Source organism: Vibrio sp. B1REV9 (assembly GCF_905175395.2).
In the GTDB taxonomy this organism is placed as follows: Bacteria; Pseudomonadota; Gammaproteobacteria; order Enterobacterales; family Vibrionaceae; genus Vibrio; species Vibrio alfacsensis.
On sequence record NZ_CAJIMW020000221.1, the window covers coordinates 341,326 to 366,669 of the forward strand.

Annotated in this window: 22 protein-coding genes; 10 read left to right on the forward strand and 12 right to left on the reverse strand. The window is 44.7% G+C overall.

Annotated features, from left to right (window positions below; translation table 11 throughout):
• Positions 1–44 precede the first annotated feature (44 nt).
• From KHN78_RS02010 to KHN78_RS02030, 5 genes are all read left to right on the forward strand, one after another.
• The gene (locus KHN78_RS02010; protein ID WP_211919598.1) at positions 45–1,307 is read left to right on the forward strand and encodes a dicarboxylate/amino acid:cation symporter; all 1,263 of its coding nucleotides are present in this window, start codon (positions 45–47) and stop codon (positions 1,305–1,307) included.
• A gap of 186 nt (positions 1,308–1,493) precedes the next feature.
• Positions 1,494–2,021 (forward strand): septation protein A, encoded by a 528-nt coding sequence (locus tag KHN78_RS02015; RefSeq protein WP_211919600.1) that lies wholly within the window; start codon positions 1,494–1,496, stop codon positions 2,019–2,021.
• 200 nt (positions 2,022–2,221) lie between these two features.
• Positions 2,222–2,617 (forward strand): acyl-CoA thioester hydrolase YciA, encoded by a 396-nt coding sequence (gene yciA, locus KHN78_RS02020; protein ID WP_211919602.1) that lies wholly within the window; start codon positions 2,222–2,224, stop codon positions 2,615–2,617.
• 120 nt (positions 2,618–2,737) lie between these two features.
• Positions 2,738–3,034, forward strand: a complete 297-nt coding sequence (locus KHN78_RS02025) for a YciI family protein (protein ID WP_211919603.1) — start codon at positions 2,738–2,740, stop codon at positions 3,032–3,034.
• Positions 3,035–3,037: 3 nt separating this feature from the next.
• Positions 3,038–3,439 carry a GspS/AspS pilotin family protein gene (locus KHN78_RS02030; protein ID WP_211919606.1) on the forward strand — a complete coding sequence of 134 codons (402 nt, stop codon included), beginning with the start codon at positions 3,038–3,040 and terminating at the stop codon, positions 3,437–3,439.
• Positions 3,440–3,558: 119 nt separating this feature from the next.
• On the opposite strand, the gene metE is transcribed toward KHN78_RS02030, so the two are convergent.
• Positions 3,559–5,844, reverse strand: coding sequence for a 5-methyltetrahydropteroyltriglutamate--homocysteine S-methyltransferase (metE, locus tag KHN78_RS02035; protein WP_211919608.1), 2,286 nt, complete (start codon positions 5,842–5,844; stop codon positions 3,559–3,561).
• Positions 5,845–6,118: 274 nt separating this feature from the next.
• On the opposite strand from metE, the gene KHN78_RS02040 reads away from it, so the two are divergent.
• Positions 6,119–7,030 carry a LysR substrate-binding domain-containing protein gene (locus KHN78_RS02040; RefSeq protein WP_211919616.1) on the forward strand — a complete coding sequence of 304 codons (912 nt, stop codon included), beginning with the start codon at positions 6,119–6,121 and terminating at the stop codon, positions 7,028–7,030.
• A 20-nt stretch (positions 7,031–7,050) separates the two neighbouring features.
• Here KHN78_RS02040 and KHN78_RS02045 read toward each other — a convergent pair whose 3' ends face one another.
• Together KHN78_RS02045 and KHN78_RS02050 are read right to left on the reverse strand one after the other, a co-directional pair.
• Positions 7,051–7,251 carry a DUF4250 domain-containing protein gene (locus KHN78_RS02045; protein ID WP_128811161.1) on the reverse strand — a complete coding sequence of 67 codons (201 nt, stop codon included), beginning with the start codon at positions 7,249–7,251 and terminating at the stop codon, positions 7,051–7,053.
• 167 nt (positions 7,252–7,418) lie between these two features.
• The gene (locus tag KHN78_RS02050) at positions 7,419–8,129 is read right to left on the reverse strand and encodes a hypothetical protein (protein ID WP_211919618.1); all 711 of its coding nucleotides are present in this window, start codon (positions 8,127–8,129) and stop codon (positions 7,419–7,421) included.
• Positions 8,130–8,363: 234 nt separating this feature from the next.
• Between KHN78_RS02050 and KHN78_RS02055 the strand changes: the two genes are divergently transcribed.
• Entirely contained in the window at positions 8,364–10,775 is a 2,412-nt protein-coding gene (locus KHN78_RS02055; protein ID WP_211919620.1) for a YgiQ family radical SAM protein, read from the forward strand.
• A 100-nt stretch (positions 10,776–10,875) separates the two neighbouring features.
• Here the strand turns inward: KHN78_RS02055 and KHN78_RS02060 are convergent, their stop codons facing one another.
• The 8 genes from KHN78_RS02060 to KHN78_RS02095 all read right to left on the reverse strand — a co-directional run bounded on the left by KHN78_RS02060 (position 10,876) and on the right by KHN78_RS02095 (position 20,703).
• Positions 10,876–12,198, reverse strand: coding sequence for a CoA-disulfide reductase (locus KHN78_RS02060; protein WP_211919623.1), 1,323 nt, complete (start codon positions 12,196–12,198; stop codon positions 10,876–10,878).
• Between the two features lie 78 nt (positions 12,199–12,276).
• Positions 12,277–13,683, reverse strand: a complete 1,407-nt coding sequence (locus KHN78_RS02065) for a cation:dicarboxylate symporter family transporter (protein ID WP_211919625.1) — start codon at positions 13,681–13,683, stop codon at positions 12,277–12,279.
• Positions 13,684–13,723: 40 nt separating this feature from the next.
• The gene (locus KHN78_RS02070; RefSeq protein WP_128811165.1) at positions 13,724–14,107 is read right to left on the reverse strand and encodes a RidA family protein; all 384 of its coding nucleotides are present in this window, start codon (positions 14,105–14,107) and stop codon (positions 13,724–13,726) included.
• 33 nt (positions 14,108–14,140) lie between these two features.
• On the reverse strand, positions 14,141–14,806 hold the full coding sequence (locus tag KHN78_RS02075; RefSeq protein WP_206513190.1) for a transcriptional regulator: 666 nt from the start codon (positions 14,804–14,806) through the stop codon (positions 14,141–14,143).
• A 483-nt stretch (positions 14,807–15,289) separates the two neighbouring features.
• Complete coding sequence (locus tag KHN78_RS02080; RefSeq protein ID WP_211919627.1) at positions 15,290–17,386, reverse strand: methyl-accepting chemotaxis protein; 2,097 nt, start codon at positions 17,384–17,386, stop codon at positions 15,290–15,292.
• A gap of 483 nt (positions 17,387–17,869) precedes the next feature.
• Positions 17,870–18,250, reverse strand: a complete 381-nt coding sequence (locus KHN78_RS02085) for a GtrA family protein (RefSeq protein ID WP_211919635.1) — start codon at positions 18,248–18,250, stop codon at positions 17,870–17,872.
• A gap of 3 nt (positions 18,251–18,253) precedes the next feature.
• Positions 18,254–19,660, reverse strand: a complete 1,407-nt coding sequence (locus tag KHN78_RS02090) for an ArnT family glycosyltransferase (RefSeq protein WP_211919637.1) — start codon at positions 19,658–19,660, stop codon at positions 18,254–18,256.
• A 2-nt stretch (positions 19,661–19,662) separates the two neighbouring features.
• The gene (locus KHN78_RS02095; RefSeq protein WP_211919639.1) at positions 19,663–20,703 is read right to left on the reverse strand and encodes a glycosyltransferase family 2 protein; all 1,041 of its coding nucleotides are present in this window, start codon (positions 20,701–20,703) and stop codon (positions 19,663–19,665) included.
• A gap of 157 nt (positions 20,704–20,860) precedes the next feature.
• On the opposite strand from KHN78_RS02095, the gene KHN78_RS02100 reads away from it, so the two are divergent.
• Together KHN78_RS02100 and KHN78_RS02105 are read left to right on the forward strand one after the other, a co-directional pair.
• Entirely contained in the window at positions 20,861–21,538 is a 678-nt protein-coding gene (locus KHN78_RS02100) for a response regulator transcription factor (protein WP_211919641.1), read from the forward strand.
• Positions 21,535–22,821, forward strand: a complete 1,287-nt coding sequence (locus tag KHN78_RS02105; RefSeq protein ID WP_211919643.1) for a sensor histidine kinase — start codon at positions 21,535–21,537, stop codon at positions 22,819–22,821. The genes KHN78_RS02100 and KHN78_RS02105 overlap by 4 nt, the downstream gene beginning before the upstream one ends.
• Before the next feature lie 138 nt (positions 22,822–22,959).
• Here the strand turns inward: KHN78_RS02105 and KHN78_RS02110 are convergent, their stop codons facing one another.
• Entirely contained in the window at positions 22,960–24,198 is a 1,239-nt protein-coding gene (locus KHN78_RS02110) for a leucine-rich repeat-containing protein kinase family protein (protein ID WP_211919644.1), read from the reverse strand.
• A 245-nt stretch (positions 24,199–24,443) separates the two neighbouring features.
• Between KHN78_RS02110 and KHN78_RS02115 the strand changes: the two genes are divergently transcribed.
• Positions 24,444–25,340, forward strand: coding sequence for a 1-aminocyclopropane-1-carboxylate deaminase/D-cysteine desulfhydrase (locus tag KHN78_RS02115; protein ID WP_211919645.1), 897 nt, complete (start codon positions 24,444–24,446; stop codon positions 25,338–25,340).
• Positions 25,341–25,344 lie beyond the last annotated feature (4 nt).

The window sequence follows — 25,344 nt, forward strand, 5'->3', positions numbered from 1 at the left end:
TGGTGGGTAATTTTAGGACTTTACATATTATTAGCACAGAGGTTATGGAAGTGTTAAAAGAAAAGAGTTTGCTAAACAACATTGGCGTTCAAGTCGTCATTGCAATGATCGTGGGCACTGCCGTTGGTGCCGTTATGGGTCAAAGCGCAACAGTATTTGCACCATTAGGTGCAATTTTTATCAATTTGATCAAAATGTTAGTCATCCCATTGGTTGCTGTCGCATTGATTTCAGGTGCTGCTGGTCTTGGTAATAGTCAATCTGCTGGTAAAGTGGGCCTTATTACCCTTGGTTACTTTGGCTTAACGTCGGCGCTGGCTGTTGCTCTTGCTTTAGTCATGGGCGAGATCTTCAAGCCAGGCATGGGCATCGACATTAGCGGTGTTGAGGGAATGTTCTCTGCTGAGTACGCTTCAAAAGGTGATTTACCTACTTTCTGGGCAACCATCACTGGTATGATCCCAACCAACGTTTTCCAATCACTGAATGAAGCCAATATTCTACAGATCCTCGTATTCTGTATGTTCTTCGGCATTGCGATTTCTAAGCAAGCAAAAGAACGCCGCGATCCTATCATCAACGGTGTTAACTGTATTGTTGATGCGATGGTTTGGATGATCAACAAAGTGATGATCATTGCACCAATCGGTGTATTTGGTCTAATGGCAGAAGCCGTGGGTACGTTTGGTTTCGGCGCACTCATGGTCGTGTTCAAACTGTTCCTCGTCTACGTTGCGGCGATTCTGATCTTTGGCTTCATTGCATACCCATTGATGGTTCATATTTTCACTAAGACATCGGCGAAAAAGTTCGTCTCTGCGATGAAAAAACCACAAGCGGTTGCATTGTCGACAGCATCTTCTATGGCAACCCTGCCAGTGACAATGGATACTTGCGAGAAAGAACTTGGCGTAAGAAACTCAACCGCTTCGTTCGTTTTGCCACTAGGCGCAACCATCAACATGTCTGGTAATGCCATCTACTACGGCTTAGTTGCTATCTTCTTTGCGCAGCTATTCAACATTGATTTGAGCATGGGTGCTTACATTGCCATCATCGTCACCTCTACGTTAGGTGCGGTAGGTCAAGCAGGTGTTCCTGGCCCATCATTCCTTGTTGTTGCGGTACTTCTAGCTGCAGGTATTCCAATCGAGGGTCTACCGCTGTTGTTCGCTCTTGACCGCATCTTTGACATGATTCGTACTGCTCTAAACATCACCGGTGATGCTGCATGTGCGGTGATTGTAGACGCTTTAGTAGAAGAAGAAGTTGCAGAACAAGCGGAGCTTCAAAAACAAGAAGCTTAAATAATTAGGGGCTGAGTTGTAAAAGGCACAGACTTACAGATATTTAATCTCTCGCCGCTCCTCATGAGCGGCTTTCTTTATAATCATAGCAATAAGTTTTCATCTCCCCTATTCCCTCTCACTATTCACATTAACGGAGATTCCGTTAGACTGTCTTCAACTCAACAACTAAGTAGTTTGTGAAAAATGAAGCAAATCCTTGATTTTATTCCACTCATTATTTTCTTTGCTCTATATAAGATGTACGACATCTATGTTGCGACCGGAGCACTCATCGTTGCAACCGCCATCCAATTGGTTCTGACTTTTGCTCTGTACAAAAAAGTCGAAAAAATGCAGCTGATTACATTTGTTATGGTCGCTATCTTTGGTGGGATGACGATTTTCCTCCATGATGACAATTTCATTAAATGGAAAGTCACTATCGTTTATGCCGCATTTGCAATGGGTTTAGCGATCAGCCACGCAATGGGCAAATCTGCTATTAAAGGCATGTTAGGCAAAGAGATCACGTTACCGGAAACTATCTGGACCAAAATAAATTGGGCTTGGGTCGGCTTCTTCACATTTTGTGCAGGCTTAAATATCTATGTCGCGTTTAACCTACCTCTGGACGTGTGGGTCAACTTCAAAGTGTTTGGTTTACTTATCGCGACATTCGCTTACATGATTGCGACTGGTTTTTATATCTATAAGCACATGCCCAAAGAATAAGCACATGCAAAATGAACAGAGTGAACAAAAAGAAAACTCGGCCGACATATCGGTTGATGATTAAAAACTCAATTTTGCTATAATCCAATAATACCGATTAATTGCAGCGACCCTAGGGTCGCTGTTTTGTTGCTTGCGCCATAAACTTGGGCGTATTTTGAGCTTCATTTTTTGCATATTTTTTAATTTGGAATGTCATAATGAGTGAAAACGGTCAGTCACCTAAAGGGCAATTGCTGCTAAGAACCTTAGCAATGCCAGCCGATACCAATGCGAACGGCGATATCTTCGGCGGTTGGATCATGTCTCAGCTCGACCTAGCTGGTGCAATTTTAGCGAAAGAGATTTCCTCTGGGCGCGTCGTAACGGTTTCTGTTTCTAGCATCACCTTTAAAAAACCGGTTAGTGTGGGTGACGTGGTATGTTGCTATGGTATCTGTACGAAAATCGGTCGTACTTCGATGAGCGTAGATCTTGAGGTCTGGGTCAAACCGGTAAAAGTCGATGCCGTCGAAGACCGTTTCATGGTTTGTGATGCGACTTTTAACTACGTTGCAATTGATAGTAATGGCAAGCCTCGTCCAATCAATAAGTAATAGACGTTCGTATTACAACGAATTGCGAAGAAAGCACTCACAAATTCAAATGTTGGCTTGTGAGTAGCACAAAAAAGGCGTTAAATTAGGAGTTTACCTCCTCAATTAAGGAACTATGCCATGTGGTACGTCATTTTTTCCCAAGACGTAGAGAACTCGTTAGAAAAACGCTTGAGTGTTCGCCCTCAACACCTTGAGCGCTTACAGCAACTTCAAGACGAAGGTCGCCTACTCACAGCAGGCCCTATGCCTGCCATTGATTCTGATAACCCTGGCGAAGCTGGATTTACTGGTTCAACGGTTATTGCAGAGTTTGCGTCATTAGAAGATGCACAAGCGTGGGCGGATGCCGATCCTTATATCGCGGCAGGCGTTTATGAAAACGTGATCGTAAAACCGTTCAAGAAAGTATTTTAAATTATGAAAAAATTACTGTGTCTATTCCTTGCCTTTGGTGCACTTGCAGGCTGTTCATCAAATGATGATAAACAACGCCAACTTGAGTTGATGGCTTCAAACCGCGCAGGAGTATTGTCTGCAGGATTGCCGCTTGAATACGGGCCACTTAAAATCATGCGCATTTCTGCCAATAAAAACGTAGTAGAGATGATGATGATTTATAACGACGATGCTCTCAGTGCCAAACCATTAAACCAAGTGCTGAACACCAGTATTTACTCATACTGTAACACGCCAGCCGTTCGTGAACAGATTGATATGGGCTTGCTATATCGCATTAAGATCCGCAATTCACGTGGTCAATTGATGGCAGACGAATTGGTTTCAGAGCAAAGTTGTACTGCAACTCAACAGCCACAGTAATTATCTAGCCAATCGATTTCATTCAATTCGGCGTGGACTAAACAGATAAAAGCGAGGGCAGATAACCTCGCTTTTTTATGCCATATTAATCGTAGTCAATAACGGTTTATTATTGCTTATTATAAGTCTAACTCTGCACGTAACTTCTTCGTTGCAGACACCAAGTTCGATAGTGCAGCTTCAGTTTCTGCCCAATTTCGAGTCTTTAACCCGCAGTCTGGATTAACCCACAAACGCTGTGGTGGGATTTTCTCCGCCGCTTTCTTGATGAGACTTTCAATCCATGCCTCTGTCGGAATATTTGGCGAATGAATATCATACACCCCCGGACCAATTTCATTGGGGTAATTAAAGTCTTCAAACGCTTTTAGCAATTCCATGTTTGAACGGGAAGTTTCAATCGTAATGACGTCTGCATCCAATGCTGCGACAGAGTCGATGATCTCATTAAATTCGCTGTAACACATGTGAGTATGAATTTGTGTTTCGGGTTTGGCACTCGCTGCAGAAATCTTAAACGCGTCTACCGCCCATTTTAAATACTCATCATGGTCACGTTTTTTCAAAGGCAAGCCCTCACGAATTGCAGGCTCATCAATTTGGATAATATTTATTCCCGCACTTTGTAAATCGGTCACTTCATCACGCAGTACAAGGGCGAGTTGCTGTGCAATCTGTTTGCGAGAGATGTCTTCCCGTGGAAATGTCCAACACAGAATCGTCACTGGGCCTGTAAGCATGCCTTTCATCTTCTTACTTGTGAGCGATTGTGCGTAAGTAGACCACTCAACGGTAATCGGTTTTTCACGTTCAATATCGGCAACCACTATCGCGGGCTTAACACAACGTGAACCATAGCTTTGTACCCACCCAAACTTGGTCGTTTGGAAACCATCTAAGTTTTCGGCAAAGTATTCCACCATATCATTACGCTCTGCCTCACCATGAACGAGCACATCCAGATCGAGCGCTTCTTGTCGCTTGACCGCATCAGCGATGTGGCCCTTAAGTGCCTGTTTATAATCTGCTTCAGACAATTGGCCATTTCGGAACGCGTTTCGTTGTACTCGAATTTCGGCCGTCTGTGGAAAAGAGCCTATTGTTGTGGTTGGTAAAAGCGGTAAGCCGAGGACTTCAGCCTGATGTACAACTCGCTCCACATAAGGCGCACTTCGCTGTGCAAGTGATGCACTGATGCTATTCAAACGAGACTGAACCTGAGGCTTATTTACATGCGTTGCGGTTTTACGATCTTTAATTGGTTGACTATACGTGTCACAAGCTAAAATCGCATTTTGATCGCCATCGAGAGCTCGCCCCAATAACGCGACTTCAGAGACTTTCTGCTTCGCAAACGCAAACCAGCTTTTTACTTCCTCGCTCAGTGCTGGTTCTAAATCTAAATCCACAGGGCTATGAAGTAGTGAACAAGACGTTGCGATCCACAACTTATCGCCGAGTCGATCTTTAACAGGTTGCAAACGCAAAAGCTGCTCACTTAGATCAGAACGCCACACATTACGACCGTTAACGACGCCCGCAGAAAGCACCCAACCATCGGGTAATTTTTCGACGACCTCCTCCAGTTGCTCAGGTGCGGCCGACAAATCAATGTGTAATCCATCCACACTCAAACCAACAATCTTATCTAACGTATCGCTAACGGAATCAAAGTAAGTAGTGAGCAATACCTTTATGTCGCAGCGAATAACTTGATAAGCCAATTTGAACGCATCAGCCCACTTCTCTTCAAGTTCAAGAGACAAAATAGGCTCATCAATCTGCACCCACTTCACTCCCTGACTTGCCAGTTTAGCAAGTATGGCTTGGTAAGCCGCAAGTAAACGAGGAAGCAATGCGAGGCGATCAAAGCCCTCCTCAACCTCTTTTCCCAAATATAAGTAACTCAATGGCCCTAATAATACTGGCTTTACACTATGGCCCGCTTTGACCGCTTCATTCACTTCTTCAAACAGTTGTGGCCAACTCACTTCGAAGGTATCGCCTTTACTAAACTCCGGCACAATATAGTGATAGTTAGTGTTGAACCATTTCGTCATATCTGAGGCAGCAGCGCCTGAACACCCACAATCAGCTTTCGATTGACCACGACCCACTGTAAATAGAGTGTCCAAATCAGGGAAACCTGTCGCATGACGTTTTGGAACATGCCCAAGAAGTAATGTCGTCGCTAATACGTGATCGTACCAAGCAAAATCCCCTGCTGTTGTAAAACTAAGCCCAGCTTCTGATTGTATGTTCCAGTTTTTATCGCGTAGCGATGCTCCTACATGTTTCAGTTCCGCTTGGTTGATTTCACCGCGCCAATATTTTTCCTGTGCAAATTTGAGCTCACGCTTTTCTCCAATGCGAGGATAGCCAAGAATATGCGTAGTCGTTGCCATGTCCGTATTCCTTATTCACTGTTTTATCTTAAGGCAGAACATCAAGAACTTTCGTAGGTGATTTACGTGAAGAATATTTATCAAGATGTCTGGATGGCTAAAACTATCACTCCCATTGCCTCAATGAACAATCTCCAATTATTCAACGTGTTTATTAGAAAAATTCATAGTCATGTTCATTAAGCAATAATTAGCCGTCTAGACGTTTACATATCCGGATAATATGGGTAAGTTAAGAATAGTCATGACAGGGAAATAAGGATGAAAGAGATTCATGGTGGAATTAAAACATTTGCGCACCCTCACTTCGTTAAGAGATACCGGATCACTCACTGCGACCGCGACAGCATTGCACCTGACGCAATCTGCTCTCTCTCATCAAATTAAAGATCTAGAATCTCGTATTGGTGGGCAATTGTTTTTACGCAAAACTCGCCCGGTTAAGTTCACATCGGAGGGCGAGATCTTGCTTCGTCTTGCGGACGATATTTTGCCAAAACTGGCATTGGCAGAAAACGATATTGCAAGCTTAAAAGAAGATGTAAATGGTCGGCTACACATGGCGATTGAATGCCATTCTTGCTTTCAGTGGCTAATGCCTGCCCTCAAGGAATACCAACTCACTTGGCCAAGCGTCACATTAGACTTTTCTTCTGGTTTCGGATTTGAACCTCTACCCGCGCTATTAGCCGGAGAGCTAGACTTAGTCATCACCTCCGATATTCAACCACGTTCCGAAGTGCATTACGAACCCCTGTTTGATTTTGAAATGCGATTAATCACTTCTACCACTCACCCTTTAGTCAATAAAGATACGATAGAACCGGCTGATCTTACCGATCAAACCATGCTTTCTTACCCAGTCCAAAAACAAAGGCTCGATGTCGTGAAACACTTCTTGCAACCGGCAGGTATTGAGCCTGCGAAATGGAAACAGGCGGATAACACGCTAATGCTTGTGCAAATGGTATCGGCAGGATTAGGGGTCGCGGCACTCCCAAACTGGGCGATTTCAGAGTTTTCTCGCCAAGGGTTAATAACCAGTAAACCTTTTGGTGACGGACTATGGCGTCGTTTATTTGCAGCAACGCGAAATTCAGAGAAAGATAAACGTTATCTACAAGCGTTTTTTGCAACCGCACGTCAACAATGCAAAAGCCACCTTGACGAAATCAAAGTGGCTTAAGTCATAATAAATAATTGAGATTAGCGTTCGTAAGATTTGAATTGGTTGGTGAGTGGGTCATATTGATAACCGAGCATATCAAGTTTACCCACAACTGATTCAACATCCATTTCATACATTGAAACGAGATCTTCAAAGCTGTCGCACTCTAAGCGCAGCTTCTCATTAACGATACCTAGCAAAATGATGCTATCCCAGTTCGTAACATTGCTTAAGTCCATCGCGACACTCCTCTAAACCAAGGTGTTTAACCTCTATTCTGCTCAATGTCGATACGACATTGATATGAGGTTATTTAGTAAGCGTAGACTCAATCTAATGATTTGAAAGTGAGCTTGGTCTAAATAATCTCAACTCTTTATCTTGATGGACCCAACTTCAGTTTTGCTTAAGCACCAAGTTGGAACAAACCTTGTAAACTCGTCATGGAAGCAAGTGCAAGTAGCAATGCCGCCGCCAACTGAACCTTATTTGCAAGTTTGTGTGTGAACATATGCCAGCACCAGACAACGATGGCAATCACTAACATCGCCAATGACGCTAGAATATGTTGTGTTACAGAATTCAATGTGGATTCATCTAACTGATAGGCAGAAAACAACGTCATCACCACAAGCATCATACCGGAGACAACGCCCGTTACTGGCAAAATTCGTTGGAACGCTTGCAGACGACTGCGCGCAATAACCAAAAGCAACTGCGCAAAAACAGCACCAAGAAAGAAAACCATCAACGCCATCGACGCGCCAGCAGCCCAATGGGGTTGCTCGAATATTTGGATGCTCACATACGCAAATGCCAGACCATTGGCTAAATGCAATGCCCAAAGAGGGCCTTTTTCTCGGGTTTTCTTCGTCTGAACTTGAGAGTAGAAGTAGAAAATCGCAAACACGATCATGAATGCTTCAATTCGAAGTGACGCCACTGCTAACCAAAGTACGCCAATTGATGGCAACATCTTATGCAAACGTCCACGTTGCCCCGGACAAATATCGCCCTTAATCATAAGCAGCGTTAACAGCGCTTGTGCGCCAAACAACATTGGAGGAAAAGTTAACAGCAGTTGTTGAATCATGTTGAATACAAACTCAAAAGTCATTTTGGGATGGCGATAATATCAAATCACTTATCGCCAAACCACCTAAACCCACATCGTCTTCGCGACGGCTGTTCTCTATAACCTTAGGGCTAAAAAGGAGTATCAAGTGTTTATCTTGAGAACCCATTCTCAATCAATGAATTTCCGTGCAACTAAGCACTATCAGGAATTTGGGTATAGATACCTGATCACCAAATCGCTATAATTCGCGCTCCCTGGAACAGAGAGCAAAATATGACCAACGACATTACTCCTATTCATGAGTACAAAAAATACTGGGCTGAGTGTTTTGGTACGGCACCATTCTTGCCGACCAGCCGCAAAGAAATGGATGCCCTAGGATGGGATAGTTGTGACATCATCATCGTCACGGGTGACGCATACGTGGACCACCCGAGCTTTGGTATGGCGATCATTGGCCGCCTGTTAGAAGCACAAGGTTTTCGTGTAGGTATCATTGCTCAACCAGAATGGCAAAATAAAGATGCATTCATGCAACTTGGTAAGCCAAATCTGTTCTTCGGGATCACGGCGGGTAACATGGATTCCATGATCAACCGCTACACCTCTGATAAAAAGCTTCGTCATGATGATGCTTATACACCAAACAATGAAGGCGGCAAACGACCAGATCGTGCAACCTTGGTTTACTCGCAACGATGTCGTGAAGCCTACAAAGGCACACCTATTGTACTAGGTGGCATTGAAGCAAGTTTGCGCCGTGTTGCGCACTATGATTACTGGTCTGATAAAGTCCGCCGCTCAGTTCTGCTTGATGCAAAAGCAGATATCCTATTGTTCGGTAACGCAGAACGTGCCTTGGTCGAAGTGGCCCATCGACTAGCGGATGGTGAAGACATTTCTACCCTCACGAATATCCGCGGTACTGCGGTTAACTTGTCTGCGGAGCCTGCTGGTTACACGATCATCGATTCTTCTCGCATTGAGAAGCCACGTAAGGAAGCGTTTGTACCGAAGAACCCTTACGAAGTAGAAACGGAATGTGAGACGAAAAAGGAGGAGCCCATTGCTCAACCAATTACGATTCGTCCATCACGTCATGACGCGGCGACCACTGCTGTACGCCTACCTCCTTTCGAGAAGCTTAACAACGACCGTATCCTGTATGCGCACTCAAGCCGTGTGATGCACTTGGAAACGAACCCATACTCTGGCCGCGCTCTCATACAGCGCCATGGTGATCGTGAGCTGTGGGTCAACCAAGCGCCAATTCCATTGACGACAGAAGAGATGGACTACGTATTCGGTCTGCCGTTTGCGCGTGTTCCTCATCCGATGTACGGCAAAGCAAAAATTCCTGCCTACGACATGATCAAGACCTCGGTTAACATCATGCGTGGCTGTTTTGGTGGTTGTTCTTTCTGTTCTATCACAGAGCACGAAGGTCGCATCATTCAAAACCGCTCTCAAGATTCGATCATTAACGAGTTAGAAGAGATCCGCGATAAGGTTCCTGGCTTTACCGGTACGATTTCTGACCTAGGCGGTCCAACAGCAAACATGTATCGACTGGGTTGTAGCGATCCGAAAGCAGAAGCGAACTGTCGTCGTCCTTCTTGTGTGTTCCCAGGCATCTGTAACAAGCTCAACACCGACCACAAACACACCATCGATCTTTACCGTGCGGCACGTAAAGTAAAAGGCGTGAAGAAAGTCATGATCGCTTCTGGCGTGCGTTACGATCTTGCGATTGAATCACCAGAATACGTAAAAGAGTTGGTGACTCACCATGTTGGCGGCTACTTGAAGATTGCTCCTGAGCATACCGAAAAAGGTCCTCTGGATCTGATGATGAAGCCGGGCATGGGCACCTACGATCGCTTTAAAGAGATGTTCGAAAAGTACAGCGCGGAAGCTGGTAAGAAGCAGTACCTGATCCCTTACTTCATCTCTGCACACCCTGGCACCGAAGACGAAGACATGCTGAACTTGGCACTATGGTTGAAGAAAAACAACTTCGAGTGTGACCAAGTACAGAACTTTTACCCATCGCCAATGTGTAATGCGACGTCGATGTACTATTCAGAGACGAACCCGCTGAAACGCGTAAAATACAAGCAACGCGAAGATGTACCAGTAGCGAAAGGTGAACGCCAGCGTCGCCTACACAAAGCACTACTTCGCTACCATGACCCTGCGAACTGGCCTTTGATCCGTGAAGCACTGATCAACATGGGCAAAAAACACCTGATCGGTGATAAGCCTAGCTGTTTGGTTCCTGCTGAAGATGTGGATGCTCTGACACCTGCGCAACGCCGTAAATCAGGCCGCCATGGTGCAAACCGCTTTGCCACTAAGCACACCAAAAACCAACCGGGTTTTGGTGGTCACTTGAACAAACGTTCTGAGGGTGGTTCTCGCGATGGCAAGCCTGCAGGCAATCGTAACGGTTCTGGTAAAGCACAAGGCGGACAAAATGGCCAGGGCCGTGCTAACCAAAACAATGGTGCAAACGGCCAACGCCCTAATACCGGTTCACGAACTGGCGGCAACAACCCAAATCGTTCAAATGGTGCTGGCTCACAAGGTAAAAGTCACTCAAAAGGTCAAGGTCGTCCGCAAGGACAAAGCCGTCCACAAGGACAAGGTAAACCAGCAGGTCAACGCAAACCTAAACATCGTTAAGCGACTACCGTTAGTTCAATAGAATTTGAATACTAAAAAGGGCTCCAGAGTTAATTCTGGAGCCCTTTTGTTTTGGCTAAATATTATTTAGAAAGAAAGCTTATTTCGCTACGTTACCGGCAACGTTTAGTGCATCCCAAGTACGTGCAAATGGTGGAGCATAACAGAAGTCCATGTAGCCTAACTGCTGTGTGGTCATCTTCGCGGTGATGGCAACGGCCAATGCGTTGATTCGGCCCACGGCACCTTTCTTACCTACGATTTCGCCGCCAAGTAACACGTTGGTTTCTGGGTGGTAAACCAGCTTCACTTTAATGTCTTCTTGACCTGGGTAGTAATCGGTTTGGTTTTTATCTGAAATAGTTGATGTCTTCACTTCCAAACCGTGTTCTTTGGCAAGCAACTCAGATACGCCTGTGCATGCCAGTTCGTAGTCCAGCACTTTCAGGCAAGACGAGCCCAAGAAACCACTCATGTAAGTGTCTTTGCCTGATAGCTTATCCGCCATCATGCGAGCTTGCTTGTTAGCAGTGGTTGCCAATGGAACATACACTGATTTGCCTAGCGCCATATGGTGAACCACTGCACAGTCGCCGACAGCGTAAATGTGTGCATCTTCTGTTGCGCCAAACTCATCCACTAGCAATGCGCCGTTCGCGGCTTTTGGTAACTCGAATGCTTCTGTATTTGGTTTAAAACCAAGTGACATGATCACAACGTCTGCTTCCACATTGCCATTGTCGGTTTCTACGATGTAACCACCCTGCTCTGCGTCGCGAATGGTTGATACGCTGCAACCGGTTTTTAGCTCAGCGCCAGATTCACGAATCGCGCCTTCTACCACGTCAATCATTTCAGGACTGAACTGGCGGCTCATCACGTGCTGCTCACGTTCAATGATGGTGACGTGCTTACCAAGCAAATGCGCTGCATCAAACACTTCAAGCCCGATAAAGCCACCGCCGATAACGCAAACACGTTGTTTGTTGCTGTCCTTAAGCGCTTCTTTCACTGCTAAGCCATCTTCCATGCTGGTTAGCGTGTATACGTGCTCTGGGTTGAACTCACCAAACGGCGGTACGATTGGGCGTGCACCAGTTGCGATGATCAGCATATCGTAATCGAGTACGCCCTCTTCACCTTGGTGACGTACTGTGATCTGCTTTTCAGCGCGGTTAAATGCCACCATTTCAGTTTCAACACGTACATCTAAGCCTGATTGAATCGCTTGCTCTGGCGTACGAGAGATCATGCGCTCAGTGTCATCAAACATGCCACCAGCAAAGTAAGGTAAACCACATGCACCAAAGGAAATGTAATCACGCTTGTCTAGTACAATCACTTCATCTGATGGCTGATTACGTTTGTATTTCGCCGCGAAACTCATACCAGCAGCGCTACCGCCTACGACAACAACTTTCATATCTATTACCTAAATAACCTGAACTCAGGAAAAACTGAAGAGCACCCATCTTGGGTGCTCTTAATTAAGTTTTGCAAATTATACTGCCGCTTCTTTCGCTGTCGTTACAGCGACATCTGCGTTGTATTGCTCTGTGTTTAGAGAGCCATTCTTCTTCGCGGTAACAACACCTGACAACATAGAGCCAGAGATGTTAAGCGCAGTACGTGCCATATCGATTAACGCTTCGATAGAAACCAAAATCGCCACAACCGTAATGTCTAGACCCATGATGGTTAATACTGCTACTGCTGCGAACGTTGCACCGCCACCCACGCCTGCGATACCGAATGAAGCAATCGTAATAACCGCAATCAATTGTAGGATGAAGCTTAGGTCAACAGGCATGCCCATCACTTGCGCTGCCATGATAGCGAGCATCGCTGGGTAGATACCCGCACAGCCGTTCTGACCGATACTCGTACCAAATGTTGCTGACATGTTTGCTGTTTCTTCGTCCACACCTAAGCGTTGAGTTTGTGTTTCAACGTTTAGTGGGATAGCCGCCATGCTTGAGCGAGAACCGAAGCCGAATACTAGCACTGGCCAGATTTTCTTCATGAACTTCGCAGGAGACAGACCGAACATCGATACCATCACGAAGTGGATAGCGAACATTACACCAATTGCCACATAGCTTGCTAGTAAGAAGCGACCCATTTCTGCTAGTGCGAACAAATCGTTTGTCATCATGAACGTGGTCATCAGAGCAAATACACCGTAAGGCGTCAGCTTTAGAATTTCACGAACCATTGAAAGTACCACTTCTTTTGCAGAGTTGATGAAATCAACGAAGCTTTGCACTTTTTCAGGCTTACGGTTTTTCACTTGCAGGATACAGTAGCCAAGGAACATACCAAACAATACGGTTGATAGTGTTGATGTACGCTCTGAGCCCGTTAGCATGTCAAAAATGTTGGTTGGGATGATAGACAGCGCCATACCTGACAGGCCACTGTTCGTCATTGCATCTTGCGTTGCGACTAGTGCATCACCACGAGCTTCAATTGCACCGTTAGAGCCAATGGTACTGACGAGTGCGTTTGCATCGATACCGAATAGGTAGATACTTGCGATACCAACGCCAGCTGAAATAGCACAAGTGAAAAGTAGAATACCGATGATTTTTGGTGCAATACGTGATAGCGCACCACCGCCCTCTACGTTCATGATCGAAGAGATCATCGCCACAAATACGAGTGGGATAACGATCATTTGTAGAAGCTTAATATAGCCTTTACCGAACACAGAGATCAGTTCAGCAAAACCAGCCGTTGCTACGTTGCCAACGCCAAACACCAACTGAATCGCACCACCGAATAACAGACCAGCAGCAAGCGCACTCAGTACGCGGAAGTTAAAGCTTTTCTTTTGTTTTTTGAAGTTCGCGAGTAACGCATAGAACCCAAAGAACAGGATACTCAATCCAATGAATGAAACGCTCATGAGAATCTCCTATTGATACCCATTTATGTCCGAAAATCGGTTATTTTTTGTATGCAATGGCTTCAACTTCAACCAATGCGTCTTTTGGTAGTCGTGCTGCTTCAACGCAAGAACGAGCAGGTGCATTCTCTGTGCCAAACACTTCCGTGTACACTTCGTTAAATGCCGCGAAGTTTTCCATATCGGATAGGAAGCATGTCGTCTTCAATACTGTGTCTAGGCCCGCACCGCTTGCTTCTAAAACCGCTTTTAAGTTTTCTAAAGACTGACGCGCTTGTTCTTTGATGCCGCCTTCAACAAACAGCATGGTTTCAGGAACCAAAGGCAATTGGCCTGAAGTGTAAACCATCTCGCCATAAGCCGTACCTTGAGAGTAAGGACCAATGGCTGCAGGGGCTTGTTCAGTGGCAATAATCTGTTTCACAATAAAACTCCTAACTAATTAAAAATGATAAATTTATTCTGATTTAAACTCGCGGATAAACTTGTAAACAGCCTGACGACTGATTCCAAGTTGCTCTGATACTTGTGTGGTCGTTTCTTTTAGCTCAAACACGCCGTTATCAAACAAACAACGAATAATGGCTTTGTTACGACCTTTGCATGAGATCGTCGCGTCTTGCTCGACTTCGACTATTGCCGCGCTCAATGCCTGCTTGATCACATCATTTGCGTTATTACTGAATGTCTCACTGACCAGGGTTTGTGACACATTGCACTGAGGCAAAAGCGTTTTAACGATCTCCGGAAATGGGTATGACAAGTTCATATTGATGCAGAGCATACCAATCGGCTTTTGCCCGGGACCGGCCAAAATACACGAGGTCGATTTAAGTAATGAACCATCAGCAGCATTGGTGAAGTAGCTTTTTGGTGAGACTTCTCCAGTCTTCTCAAACGCTCGCCACATTCTTAAGCCTAAGTCGGTAATTGGTGAACCGATTTTACGGCCGGTGTGATGGCCATTTACGATCTTCACCACTGAATTTTCCAGACTTTCAAACGAATGAATGACCACCTCGCAATAAGGGCCAATTAAGTCGGCAACAGTGTCAGCAACTCGGAAATAGTTGCTTAAGTACTGTCGATCTTCATCGCTGAATCGAACTTGATTTACACTCATTATTTTGGTTTACAATTTTGAACTCAATGGCAATAAACTACTTCTTTAGAGTTAATTCAGCAATGCTAAGTAAACTTCTGTAAACCGAAACGAACGCACAAAATCACAGCAAAATGCGTTTATTTACTTAAGCTTGCGTACAAATTTCGAACCAGATCACCAAAAAACCGGCAATTAGGTTTAATTTTTTAAATCCCATCAAAGTTTAAATATTTAAAATATAAAGTTGCATTTTTGAGCACTTTACTGATCTAGAACAAATTTTTACCTCGATAAAAAATCGACCTACACGACCGGCGGCTAACAATAAGACGACGGAGATCTCAAAAAGACGAGAGCTCAATATTTCTATTACCCCTATGGCCCCTGTTACCAAAATAAACAACATGAAATAAAAAAGACCGAGCTTATTGGCTCGGTCTAGTAGGTTATTCAATGTTAATGATAATCATGCTCGGAAAATCATGGACATTAAAACAACCATTACGACAACTTAAACTTGCTTAACTCGTCATGCAGATCGGTTGCTTTTATTGTGAGTTCATTACTGATTTCTACCGATGAGGTCATGGTGTCCATTACCTCTACTGCCGTGTCATTGATGATCACAACGTTACGGTTGATCTCTTCTGCGACTGAGCTTTGCTCTTCAGCCGCTGACGCAATCTGATTGTTCATATCGTTAATCACATCTATTGCTTGATTGATCTCAGATAACGCCAAGTGAGCAGCTTGTGTTTCACCTTTTGTATCAATAGCTTGCTTTTGGCTTTGCTCCATCAGTACGACAATAGAATGCGTTTCTTGCTCTAATCGAGATAGCATAGTGCGAATCTCTTCCGTCGAGCCTTGAGTGCGATTTGCCAGGTTACGTACTTCGTCAGCAACCACTGCGAATCCACGACCGGCTTCCCCGGCACGTGCCGCCTCGATTGCCGCATTTAGAGCAAGTAGGTTAGTTTGGTCAGCGATGCCTCCAATCTCACTCAAAATACTCTGAATCGCCGTGCTTGACGCCACAAGGTTTTGAGTTTGTTGCTGAGCATCATTCACTTGTAGGGCTAAACTGTCGACTGCATTTGCGGCATTGCTCATGCGAGCCATGCCATCTAAGCTGTTGCTCTGAACTTGGCTTGCAGCTGCAGCTGCTTGAACCGCTGAGTTTGCGACTTCGTGCGCGGTTGCGCTCATTTCATTAATCGCCGTTGCCAACGAGTTCACCTCATTGACTTGGGCATTCAATTGGTCACGAGACTCTGCCGCACGCATTTGACCTTCTGTCGCGTTCTTATCCACTTGATCTGCTGTCGCCATAACGGTCAATAGCATTTCTTGCATACGGGATAAGAAAGTATTAAACCAATGTGCAAGTTGCGCCGTTTCGTCTTTACCCTTGACCTCAATACGATAAGTCAGATCGCCCTCGCCCTGTGCCGCGTCTTTAAATCGCTCAACCAGATTGCTCAGTATGTTACCCAAAGAGTTCGCAATATAAGCCATTGCCGCGATCCCAATCAGAGCGGCGATAATCCCAGCCCAAACGCCTTGCTCTAGTGCTTTGGCATTCTGCTCATCACTCCATGCTGTATATTCGTCAACGCTTTTTTTCAAATGAGTCGTTGGAACCGACACCATCACCACCCATGGCGCATCGCTTGTATCAATCGATGTAATGGCATACTCGTCCCCACCAAACGTTACTAGACCCGCACCTTGTCGCTTCGCAATAGATTGAATCTTTGACCATTGTGCAGCCAATTCTGAGGAAACTTTTTTACCAACCATACTTGCGGAACGACTGTCGGCTAGGGTAATACCTTTCCATGATGTAATAAGGATTTTTCCCTGACCATCAAACAAATGACGCGCAAATTGTTCACTTTGGCTTTGCAACTCATGCAGCGACAAGTCGAAACCTAATGAGCCAATAATCCTGCCATCTTGTTTGATTGGTTGGCTGATGGTCGTAATGAGCTCTTGTTTGCCACGAACCATGTACATATACGGTTCCATCACAAACGTTTTACCGGTTTGGTAAGGCATCAAATGCCAATCGTCAATTCGCTCACCATTGCTATTTAACGCTGTATTATTAAAGCTCTCCATCGCAACCGCATCGAAGCTATTTTTAGAATTTGGGGAGAAGAAAGGGGCAAGGTAGCCTTGGCTATTAAAACCATCTGCCGAATTCAATGTCGCTTGTTGTGGCCACGCTTTATCTTGCCACACCATATAGCCTGCAAATACGGCCTTATTTTGTGCTTCTAGCGCCGCGATAAACTGTTTAACAATAAGATCTGGCGTTGCATTTGTTTTTGAACTCAATTCTAGAATAGAACGCGCTTGCTTGAGGTTAGCTAATACAGGATGAAGCTGGTTGGCAACATTCAACCCTTGCTGAATCGCGGTGTTTTGTAAATCCGTCGTAGTCGCGTCTGTCAGTTGCGTTTTGACTTTCGCCGTGACCTGTTCACTCACATCGGTAAAAGCGTTGGTTGTCATCCCCATCGCAATCAATAGGGTGAACGCCATCGCGCCGCCCGCACTGACTGCAATTCGCGTACGTATACTATTAAACATGTTCGTCTCTATCGCTGATGATAGCAATCTCAGTAAATAACCGGTCATTCTCGCGTGTTATAACGCTTTAAAACGCTCAGCAGTTACCGTGATTGATATAAATTGACCATTAAAATTTTCGTGGATTTTAAACAAGAAAAGCGAACAGAGAATGAAAGAATATGAACAGAAAAAGAATGAAAGAATAAACCTTATTAACAGCGATAACTATCAGGCTGATTGATGCTCATCACTGGTAATTGCCAAACCCAACTCCACTTTAAAATTTTAACTATAACCAACTGTATTTATTGTGTTTTTGTAGAATATCAGTTACCCAAAACTCTTAATAAGAAAACTATTACTAGCTTGATAACAAAAGAATCTACACAACAGTAAATGTGATATGCGTCACAAATTATTTTTATAATTGGATTTATCGATACTTTTCAATTCGTTACTTGCCCACAAAAGCCAAAGGTTTGACAGCCTAGGGCGAGCCTTCTATCGAAATACCCATTTAGTGCTTAATAAATAGTTACTCACCATTCCCGTTAGTATCCCCATGACCAATGCCACATACACCATCAGGTCTTGAGTTCCTAGTATCAACGTTACTCCTTTGAATACGATGAAATTTGGTAATGCACTGATACAGGCGCTTGCCATAAATTTTTGCCACTGTACCAATGAGTTGTATTTTTCAGCGTGAGAAAAAGTGAGTTTACGATTGCCATACCAAGTTGTCGTCGCGGCAAACAAAAAAGCGATGCCACGAGCGATCATTAGCTCCATGCCGAACCATTGGTACAACACGGTAAACATGAGAGTGTCGACGATAAAGCCGACACCTCCCACGAACGCGAATTTAAATAATCTTCTCATATCCTACCCTGCGACACAGGTGTAAAGCGAGCGCTTAGATTTGGCAGTAAACTCAGGGGAGCAGCTCAAGGCTTGCTTGTGAATCAAAGCATCCACCTCATCCGATTTACCAATTAAGTGAAACGTTTTTAGGTTGTTAAGTTCGTTTACACTGTCGAGTTTCTTCGCTTGCCCTTGACTGTAAAACTGGCCGGAAAATGGGCGTTTACCAACATAGAAAGCAGGTGCACTATCAACTATGTTTTCAAATATCACGCGGTCGCTCTTACTGTCTGCCTTACCCATATTCAGTACTAACATCGCGATCATCAACAACGCGGGTAACACCGCTGCAGCGCCGCTCAGCCATTTAAAGTCGTACTTATCCACCAGCATAGAAATCAAGATGCCTAACGCTGGCACGCCCGGCAGTACATAAGCAGGAAGAATATTACCTGCCATCGTAAACAAGATCATAGGTGAGATTAACCAGCACATTAAAAAACTAAATAGCCCTTGATGATCAGTCTCGATTGCTTTCAATACGTTACGGCGTTTCCACGCCAATATTGGCAATACAAGTGACCAAGGCGCTGCTGACTGTAACCAGAACAGCCAAATCATACCGCGTGGCTCATCATGAGCAGAACCATATAAGTCCCCCTCCCAGCCGCTCACAACAAAACGCTTAAAGTGTTCACCAACGATAAAATAATCAATGAAACCCGGCGTCGCACGTTCTGCCATAATGTACCAAGGTAAGGCAACCACCAGCATCAGAGCCAAGCCGGATAAAAGCGGGAATCGTTGCCACAGCGCTTTAAATGCACCAAAGAAACCATGCTGCAGTACAAGCCATGGAAATACAGCTATCCCCATGATCACGATGGCGACAGGACCTTTAGCTAATAAGCCACACGCCAAGCCAAAGAAACCCAAGTAGCCCCACAATCGACTGTGTTTATCTTTGCCCAACCAACAGTAATAAAAACCGACCATCGACATTGTCATTGCTAACGTCAGAGCCATATCCGTCATGACTGCGCCAGCCGCGATAGAGAAAATGCCACACGTGGCCAGTACTAACGCAGCAATCAGTGCACTGAAGCCTGCTCGATAAGTCATAAAAGCGACCAATACAATAGTCGCAACGCCTGCCAGCCAATGAGGAGCCCGCACCGCGAATTCATTCAAGCCAAAGAGTTCAATGCCGTACGCACTCATCCATGTAAACAGCGGCGGTTTACCCCAAAAAGGCACGCCATAATCAAATTGGGGTGTCAACCAGTTACCCGTTTCCACCATCAAACGCGCCATTTCGCCATAACGTGCCTCAGTGGTGTCCATCAAAGGATAAGCCGCGAGTGAGATGAGACGAAGTACAAGAGCAAATGCCAATAACAACCACAGGTGGGTTTTATTAATACTCATGATTACGCGGTTTCTCCTAATTTAAACTTTAAAGGCTGGATGATTTGATGCTTTGCCGGTTGCTCGTAAACAGACTGAACGAGATACAGTGGGCGTTGTTTGGTTTCGACAAAAATACGACCGATGTACTCCCCTAATAAGCCGATAGACAGTAGCTGAATGCCTCCCAACGCAAGCTGCACTACCATCATTGATGGATAACCAGAAACGGGGTCACCAAACACGACCGTCTTCATCACAATAAATGCGCCATAAACAAAGGCACTCAACGCAACAAGTCCACCAACGACTGTCGCTAAGCGCAGTGGTCGAATAGAGAATGACGTAATGCCGTCCATCGCGAGACCAATGAGTTTGAGGTAGTTCCATTTGGTTTCGCCACAAAAGCGAGCATCACGCTCAAATTGAACCGTTGCCTGCTTGAATCCCGGCCAAGAAAAGATACCTTTCATATATCGATTGCGCTCTGGTAGCGCATTAATGTGTTTAACAACTTCTGCGCTCAGTAGGCGAAAATCACCGACGTTCTCAGGCACATCAAGCTTTGCCATACTATTTAGAATTTTGTAAAAACACGCGGCAGAAAAACGCTTAAACCATGTTTCACCATGACGCTCGCTACGCTGCATGTTGACGACGTCATAACCCTCACGCCACATAGAGACCATTTCCGGAATAAGCTCTGGAGGGTCTTGCAAATCCGCATCAATCACGATCACCGCTCTACCTCGGCAATGCTCTAGACCAGCACTCATCGCCGATTCCTTACCGAAGTTACGACTAAGCGCAATACATCGAATATCACTCGCGGACTGCATAAAGTTCTGTGCAAGCTTCAGACTGTCATCCTTGCTGCCATCATCAACATAGATAATTTCACAGCGTTCAGGCATACCATCCAATACAGCAGTTAAGCGGCGATGAAATTCAGGCAAGACTTCTTGCTCATTAAAGAATGGCACTACAACAGACAAAACTGTTTGAGGCTCAGAGTGTTGGCTCACCTTTGAAAAGGTTGCTTCGTGAATATTGAAGGTTGTCATGCTACTCTTCCACTGTATCCGATGAATGGATGCAGCTTACAAAGAACGGCGTGAAAGACTTGTTGTTGACATCTTTTTCACACCCTTAGTGCATAATGTTCGGTTAAGGCACATACCCCCAAGCAATCTCAAAAACTGCCAAATTGGAGAGCAATACATGAAACGTGTTCTGTTAGTGGAAGATAATCGAGAAATAGCAGGCATGCTGTTCGATTATTTTGAGTGTGCAGGTATGGAACTCGACTATGCGGACAACGGTGAACTCGGCCTTAAATTAGCAATGGAAAACACATTCGATATCATCTTACTTGACTTGATGTTACCTCGAATGGACGGCCTCACTGTCTGCAATAAACTCCGCGATGCAGGCAACAACACACCGGTTTTGATGCTCACTGCGCTCGACAGCAGAGATGATATGCTCAAAGGGTTCCAACACGGTGCCGATGATTACCTTACCAAACCTTTTGATCTGGATATTCTGGAAGCGCGCATGACGGCGTTAATTCGCCGTTACCGGGGCACGGTAGCATCGAGCAAGTTGTCATACGGAGAGGTTTCTATCGACCAAAAGACACGTAAAGCGTATCGCCAAGACAAATTACTCGCCTTAAATCCAACCACTTACACTATTTTAGAAATGCTCGTAAAAAATGCCCCCGACGTGGTTAGCCGAGAAGAAGTGGCGTTTCGTTTGTGGCAAGAAAACGAACCAAATAATGATGTATTACGCAGTCATATCTATCAATTACGTAATCAATTAGATAAGCCATTTGAGAAGCACTTATTGACGACCATTCCTAAAGTCGGTTTTCGTTTGGAGTCTGGTGAATGATTCAGCGATTGCTATCGAGCTCGCAAAGTACGCAAAGTATGACGGGTCGCCTTGCGCTGTTTTTCTCTCTAGTCTCGGTTGTCATTGGTATTTTCTGTTTTTGTATCATCACAGGCTCGCTGCTTTGGTCGGAAGATCGAGTCGGTGAACGCCGCATCATGATCGATAAAAAAGAAGCCATAGAACATTTTCAAGCTTATCCCGATCAAGGCAGTCTTAAACTCGATTTATTGACCATCGCCTATAATGATGTCGCGTTAGTCCCAAAAGAGTACCAATCGTACCTCATTGGCAAAAAACACTTTCTTGATGAAGTTGGGGATGAACGGTATTCAAGAATGATCTATATGAGTACTTACACTTACCAAGGTAAAGAGCATCCCATCATTCTTATCTCACTTATAGATGAAGTCGAAATTACGTCTGAAGAATTCATTATGGTGGTCGCCATGGTACTTTCTGTGGTGGCGGTGCTCATTTTTTTATTCGGCAATCTATTACTCAAGCTTTCTCAACGCTTAATCGAACCCGTTAACTCGCTGAAAAATCAATTGGATCAGCACCAAGGTGACCCAACGCAAACTTTTAGTGTGCCAGAGGGCTCCGCTAAAGAATTTCAGGCTCTGGCAACAGAGCTCAATGAGTACCGGCATAAGATTAACCAGGTCATCAAACGAGAACAAGCCTTTGCTCGCTATGCCAGTCATGAGTTACGCACGCCACTGACTGTCATGAAAGGCTCAAGCAGTATGTTGGCTAAAAGTGCTAATACGGATTTTCAATCGCGACAAGTCCATCGTATTCAAGAGGCGACGCAACAGATGTCGACCATGGTTGATGCACTACTAGGGTTAGTTCGTTATGAGCGAAACACCGATGATTCACCAACAAGAAGTATTACTGAGCAAGAAATAAAACAAATCATTGCGCAAAACCAAGCTCAAGCCGATGAAAAAAATCTTGATTTCGATATACAAATAGATGGCCATCCAACCACGCGTGCTACCAATGCTGTGCTGACTATTATTTTAGGCAACCTTGTCCGTAATGGCATCGCGGCAACACCATCCGGTGCGATTCACGTCCACATGGACGATAAGCAAATTTCAGTTCGAGATGAAGGGAATGGGCTTTCTGATATTCCTCACTCCGATGGTCATGGCTTAGGATTAATGATTGTCGATGACTTATGCCAACGATATGGCTGGCAATTTAAAATCGCTACACACCCAAAAGGCGGCTGTGAGGCTGTGATTAAAATCGCTTCAGAACATCAAGAGTAACCGAAGCGATCTTGCATAAATACATGAGGCCTCGATTTGTGCCAGACAAACGTTAAAATTGGCGCAAGCCAAGGCCTCAGAATACAGATATGACGTTTTATTCGCTCTAGTTTTATTTTGTTCTAGCTTTATTTCGTTCTAAATGTGCAGTTCTGCTAGGCGTTGATATTCATGACACCCTACTTCCGATTGCTCACAAACAGACAACAAATCATCAATGAAAAATCGTAACGCGCGAGATTCAATCGTTCTGATTGCCGTTTGCTGCTCCTGTGATAAATAATCATAAATACTTGCCGCACCAAAGTCGCCAAATATCATCTGACCCTGCGCATTAACCAAAGTATTGTGCGCATACAAGTCGCCATGACACACTTTGTTGTCGTGCAAGTGGTGAAACACATCAATCATCTGTTCAACGATTAGAGTAATCTGCTTAATTGTCAGTGAGAAGCCTGCAGGAAAAGTATCTCTTGTGCAGGTATCTAGTGTTGGTGGCAAGCCTAAGTTGTAGTAGCTGTCTGGAATAAGCTCCATCACCAACGCAAGCTCAGTAACGTCATCAACTTGTGCAATCGACTTCACCAAGTTGTTATGCTGCCCCGCTTGTAAACAGGCTTCGAGCTCATCCTGAGGGAAGCCATCACTGGTCACTTCACCTTTGAATACTTTCACAGCAACTTCATTTGGAAAATCGTAATCCAAATCCAGCCAATTGGCATGAGAGATCACCCCACTCGCCCCTTGCCCTAGCACGTGATTGAGTGAATAGCTGCTCTTCGAGACTTTAGGCACACTGTCTAACGAAGAGGGATGCAGACAAAAAGGATTCCCTGCGAAAGCACACCACGCCAACTTTGGTAGCTGCGTCAATACATTGGGGAAACATTCAAGTTGGTTGGCAGAGAGGCGAATTAACTCCAAGTTAACCAAGTTTTTCATGCTGCTTGGCAGTTGCTTTATTTGGTTTCCTGCTAGCGCTAGCTTTTGCAATCTCGGCCTTTCACCTAAGCTATTTGGAAGTGTTTCAATTTCATTATCAGTCAAAATTAACCAACGTAATTGAGTCGGAAGCGACGCTTCACTCACCACTTTTATCTTGTTGGTTTTAAACCCGACCATCTCAAGATTTGGCAATTTGCCCAACACATCTGGCAAATGCGTGAATTGGTTGTTAGAAGCAAAGATGATTTTTAGCTTCGTCAGCTTTTCCAATTCTTCAGGAAGCTCAGAAAGTAAGTTACCCGAAAGGTCTAGCACTTCCAGTGTGTCTGCAAGCTCTATAATCTCCATAGGAAAATCCGTTAGCCCCTCGGCTAACTTAAGTTGTTTGATTCCTAATAATTGTCCTGATTTTAATTGTTCTAGAGTCTGCAAACCTAAGCTTTCCTATTGTCTGAATTGAGGCGCGCAGTTTACGTGGCTTAAACTAGAAAAGCGAGAACAGAGAATCAACAGAAATACTGAGCTTTCTATAATTTAAGCACTAGGAGTACAAACAGGTTTAACGTAACAAGAAGAAACTAAAATGCAGAAGTAGTGGCTTTTTATCTGGTTTTATTGACGTTACACTACGTGCCCTCTCAACCAAAAGGTCACGTGGTAAGCACGTCAGCAGTCGCATGAAACTCTCTGAAAGCCCAATCACTCAGCATTGCTATAATGGCCACACCTTCTTCATCAAACGTGATGACATGCTGCATTCTCATTTTTCTGGGAACAAAGCGCGAAAGTTTATGGCATTATTGGAAGAACAGAATAGCAACATTCGCACCGTGATCAGCTATGGTTCCGCTCAATCGAATGCCATGTATTCTCTGGCTGCTCTAGCACAAATTAAAGGCTGGCAGTTTGAGTTTTATGTTCAACACATCCCATCATGGTTGAAGCAATTCCCCATAGGTAACTATCGTGGCGCCGTTGATCTAGGGATGCAAATCACAGCGATGCAAGAGGTCGAGTCCGCGCTTCATCCAAGTGAATACATCAAACAGGTTCGTGGACTTGATGAAACAACACTATTCATACCAGAGGGTGGACGAGCCAGTATTTCTGAAGCCGGCGTAAAGCGACTCGCTATGGAGATCCTTGACTGGACACGGTTAGAGGGCAACAAACAATTTGTGGTGGCATTGCCATCAGGCACAGGGACGACAGCACTGTATTTAAGTAAGCATCTCAAACCTCATGGTATAGAAGTACTCACCTGTGCTTGCGTTGGTGATGCCGATTATCTGACAGAGCAATTCAATATGCTCGAACAGGAAAACCACCCAACCATTCTGGCTGTGCGCGACAAGCATCATTTTGGTCGTTTATATCAAGATGATTACGAAACATGGCAAGCATTGCACGATCAAACTCATATTGAATTCGACCTGCTTTATGACCCTTATATGTGGCAATGTTTGCCACCATGGCTAGCGGAAAACGAAGACAAAACCCTCATCTACATTCATCAAGGCGGGTTACTTGGCAACGAATCGATGCTGCCAAGATATCAACGTGAGTTCGACTAACTAA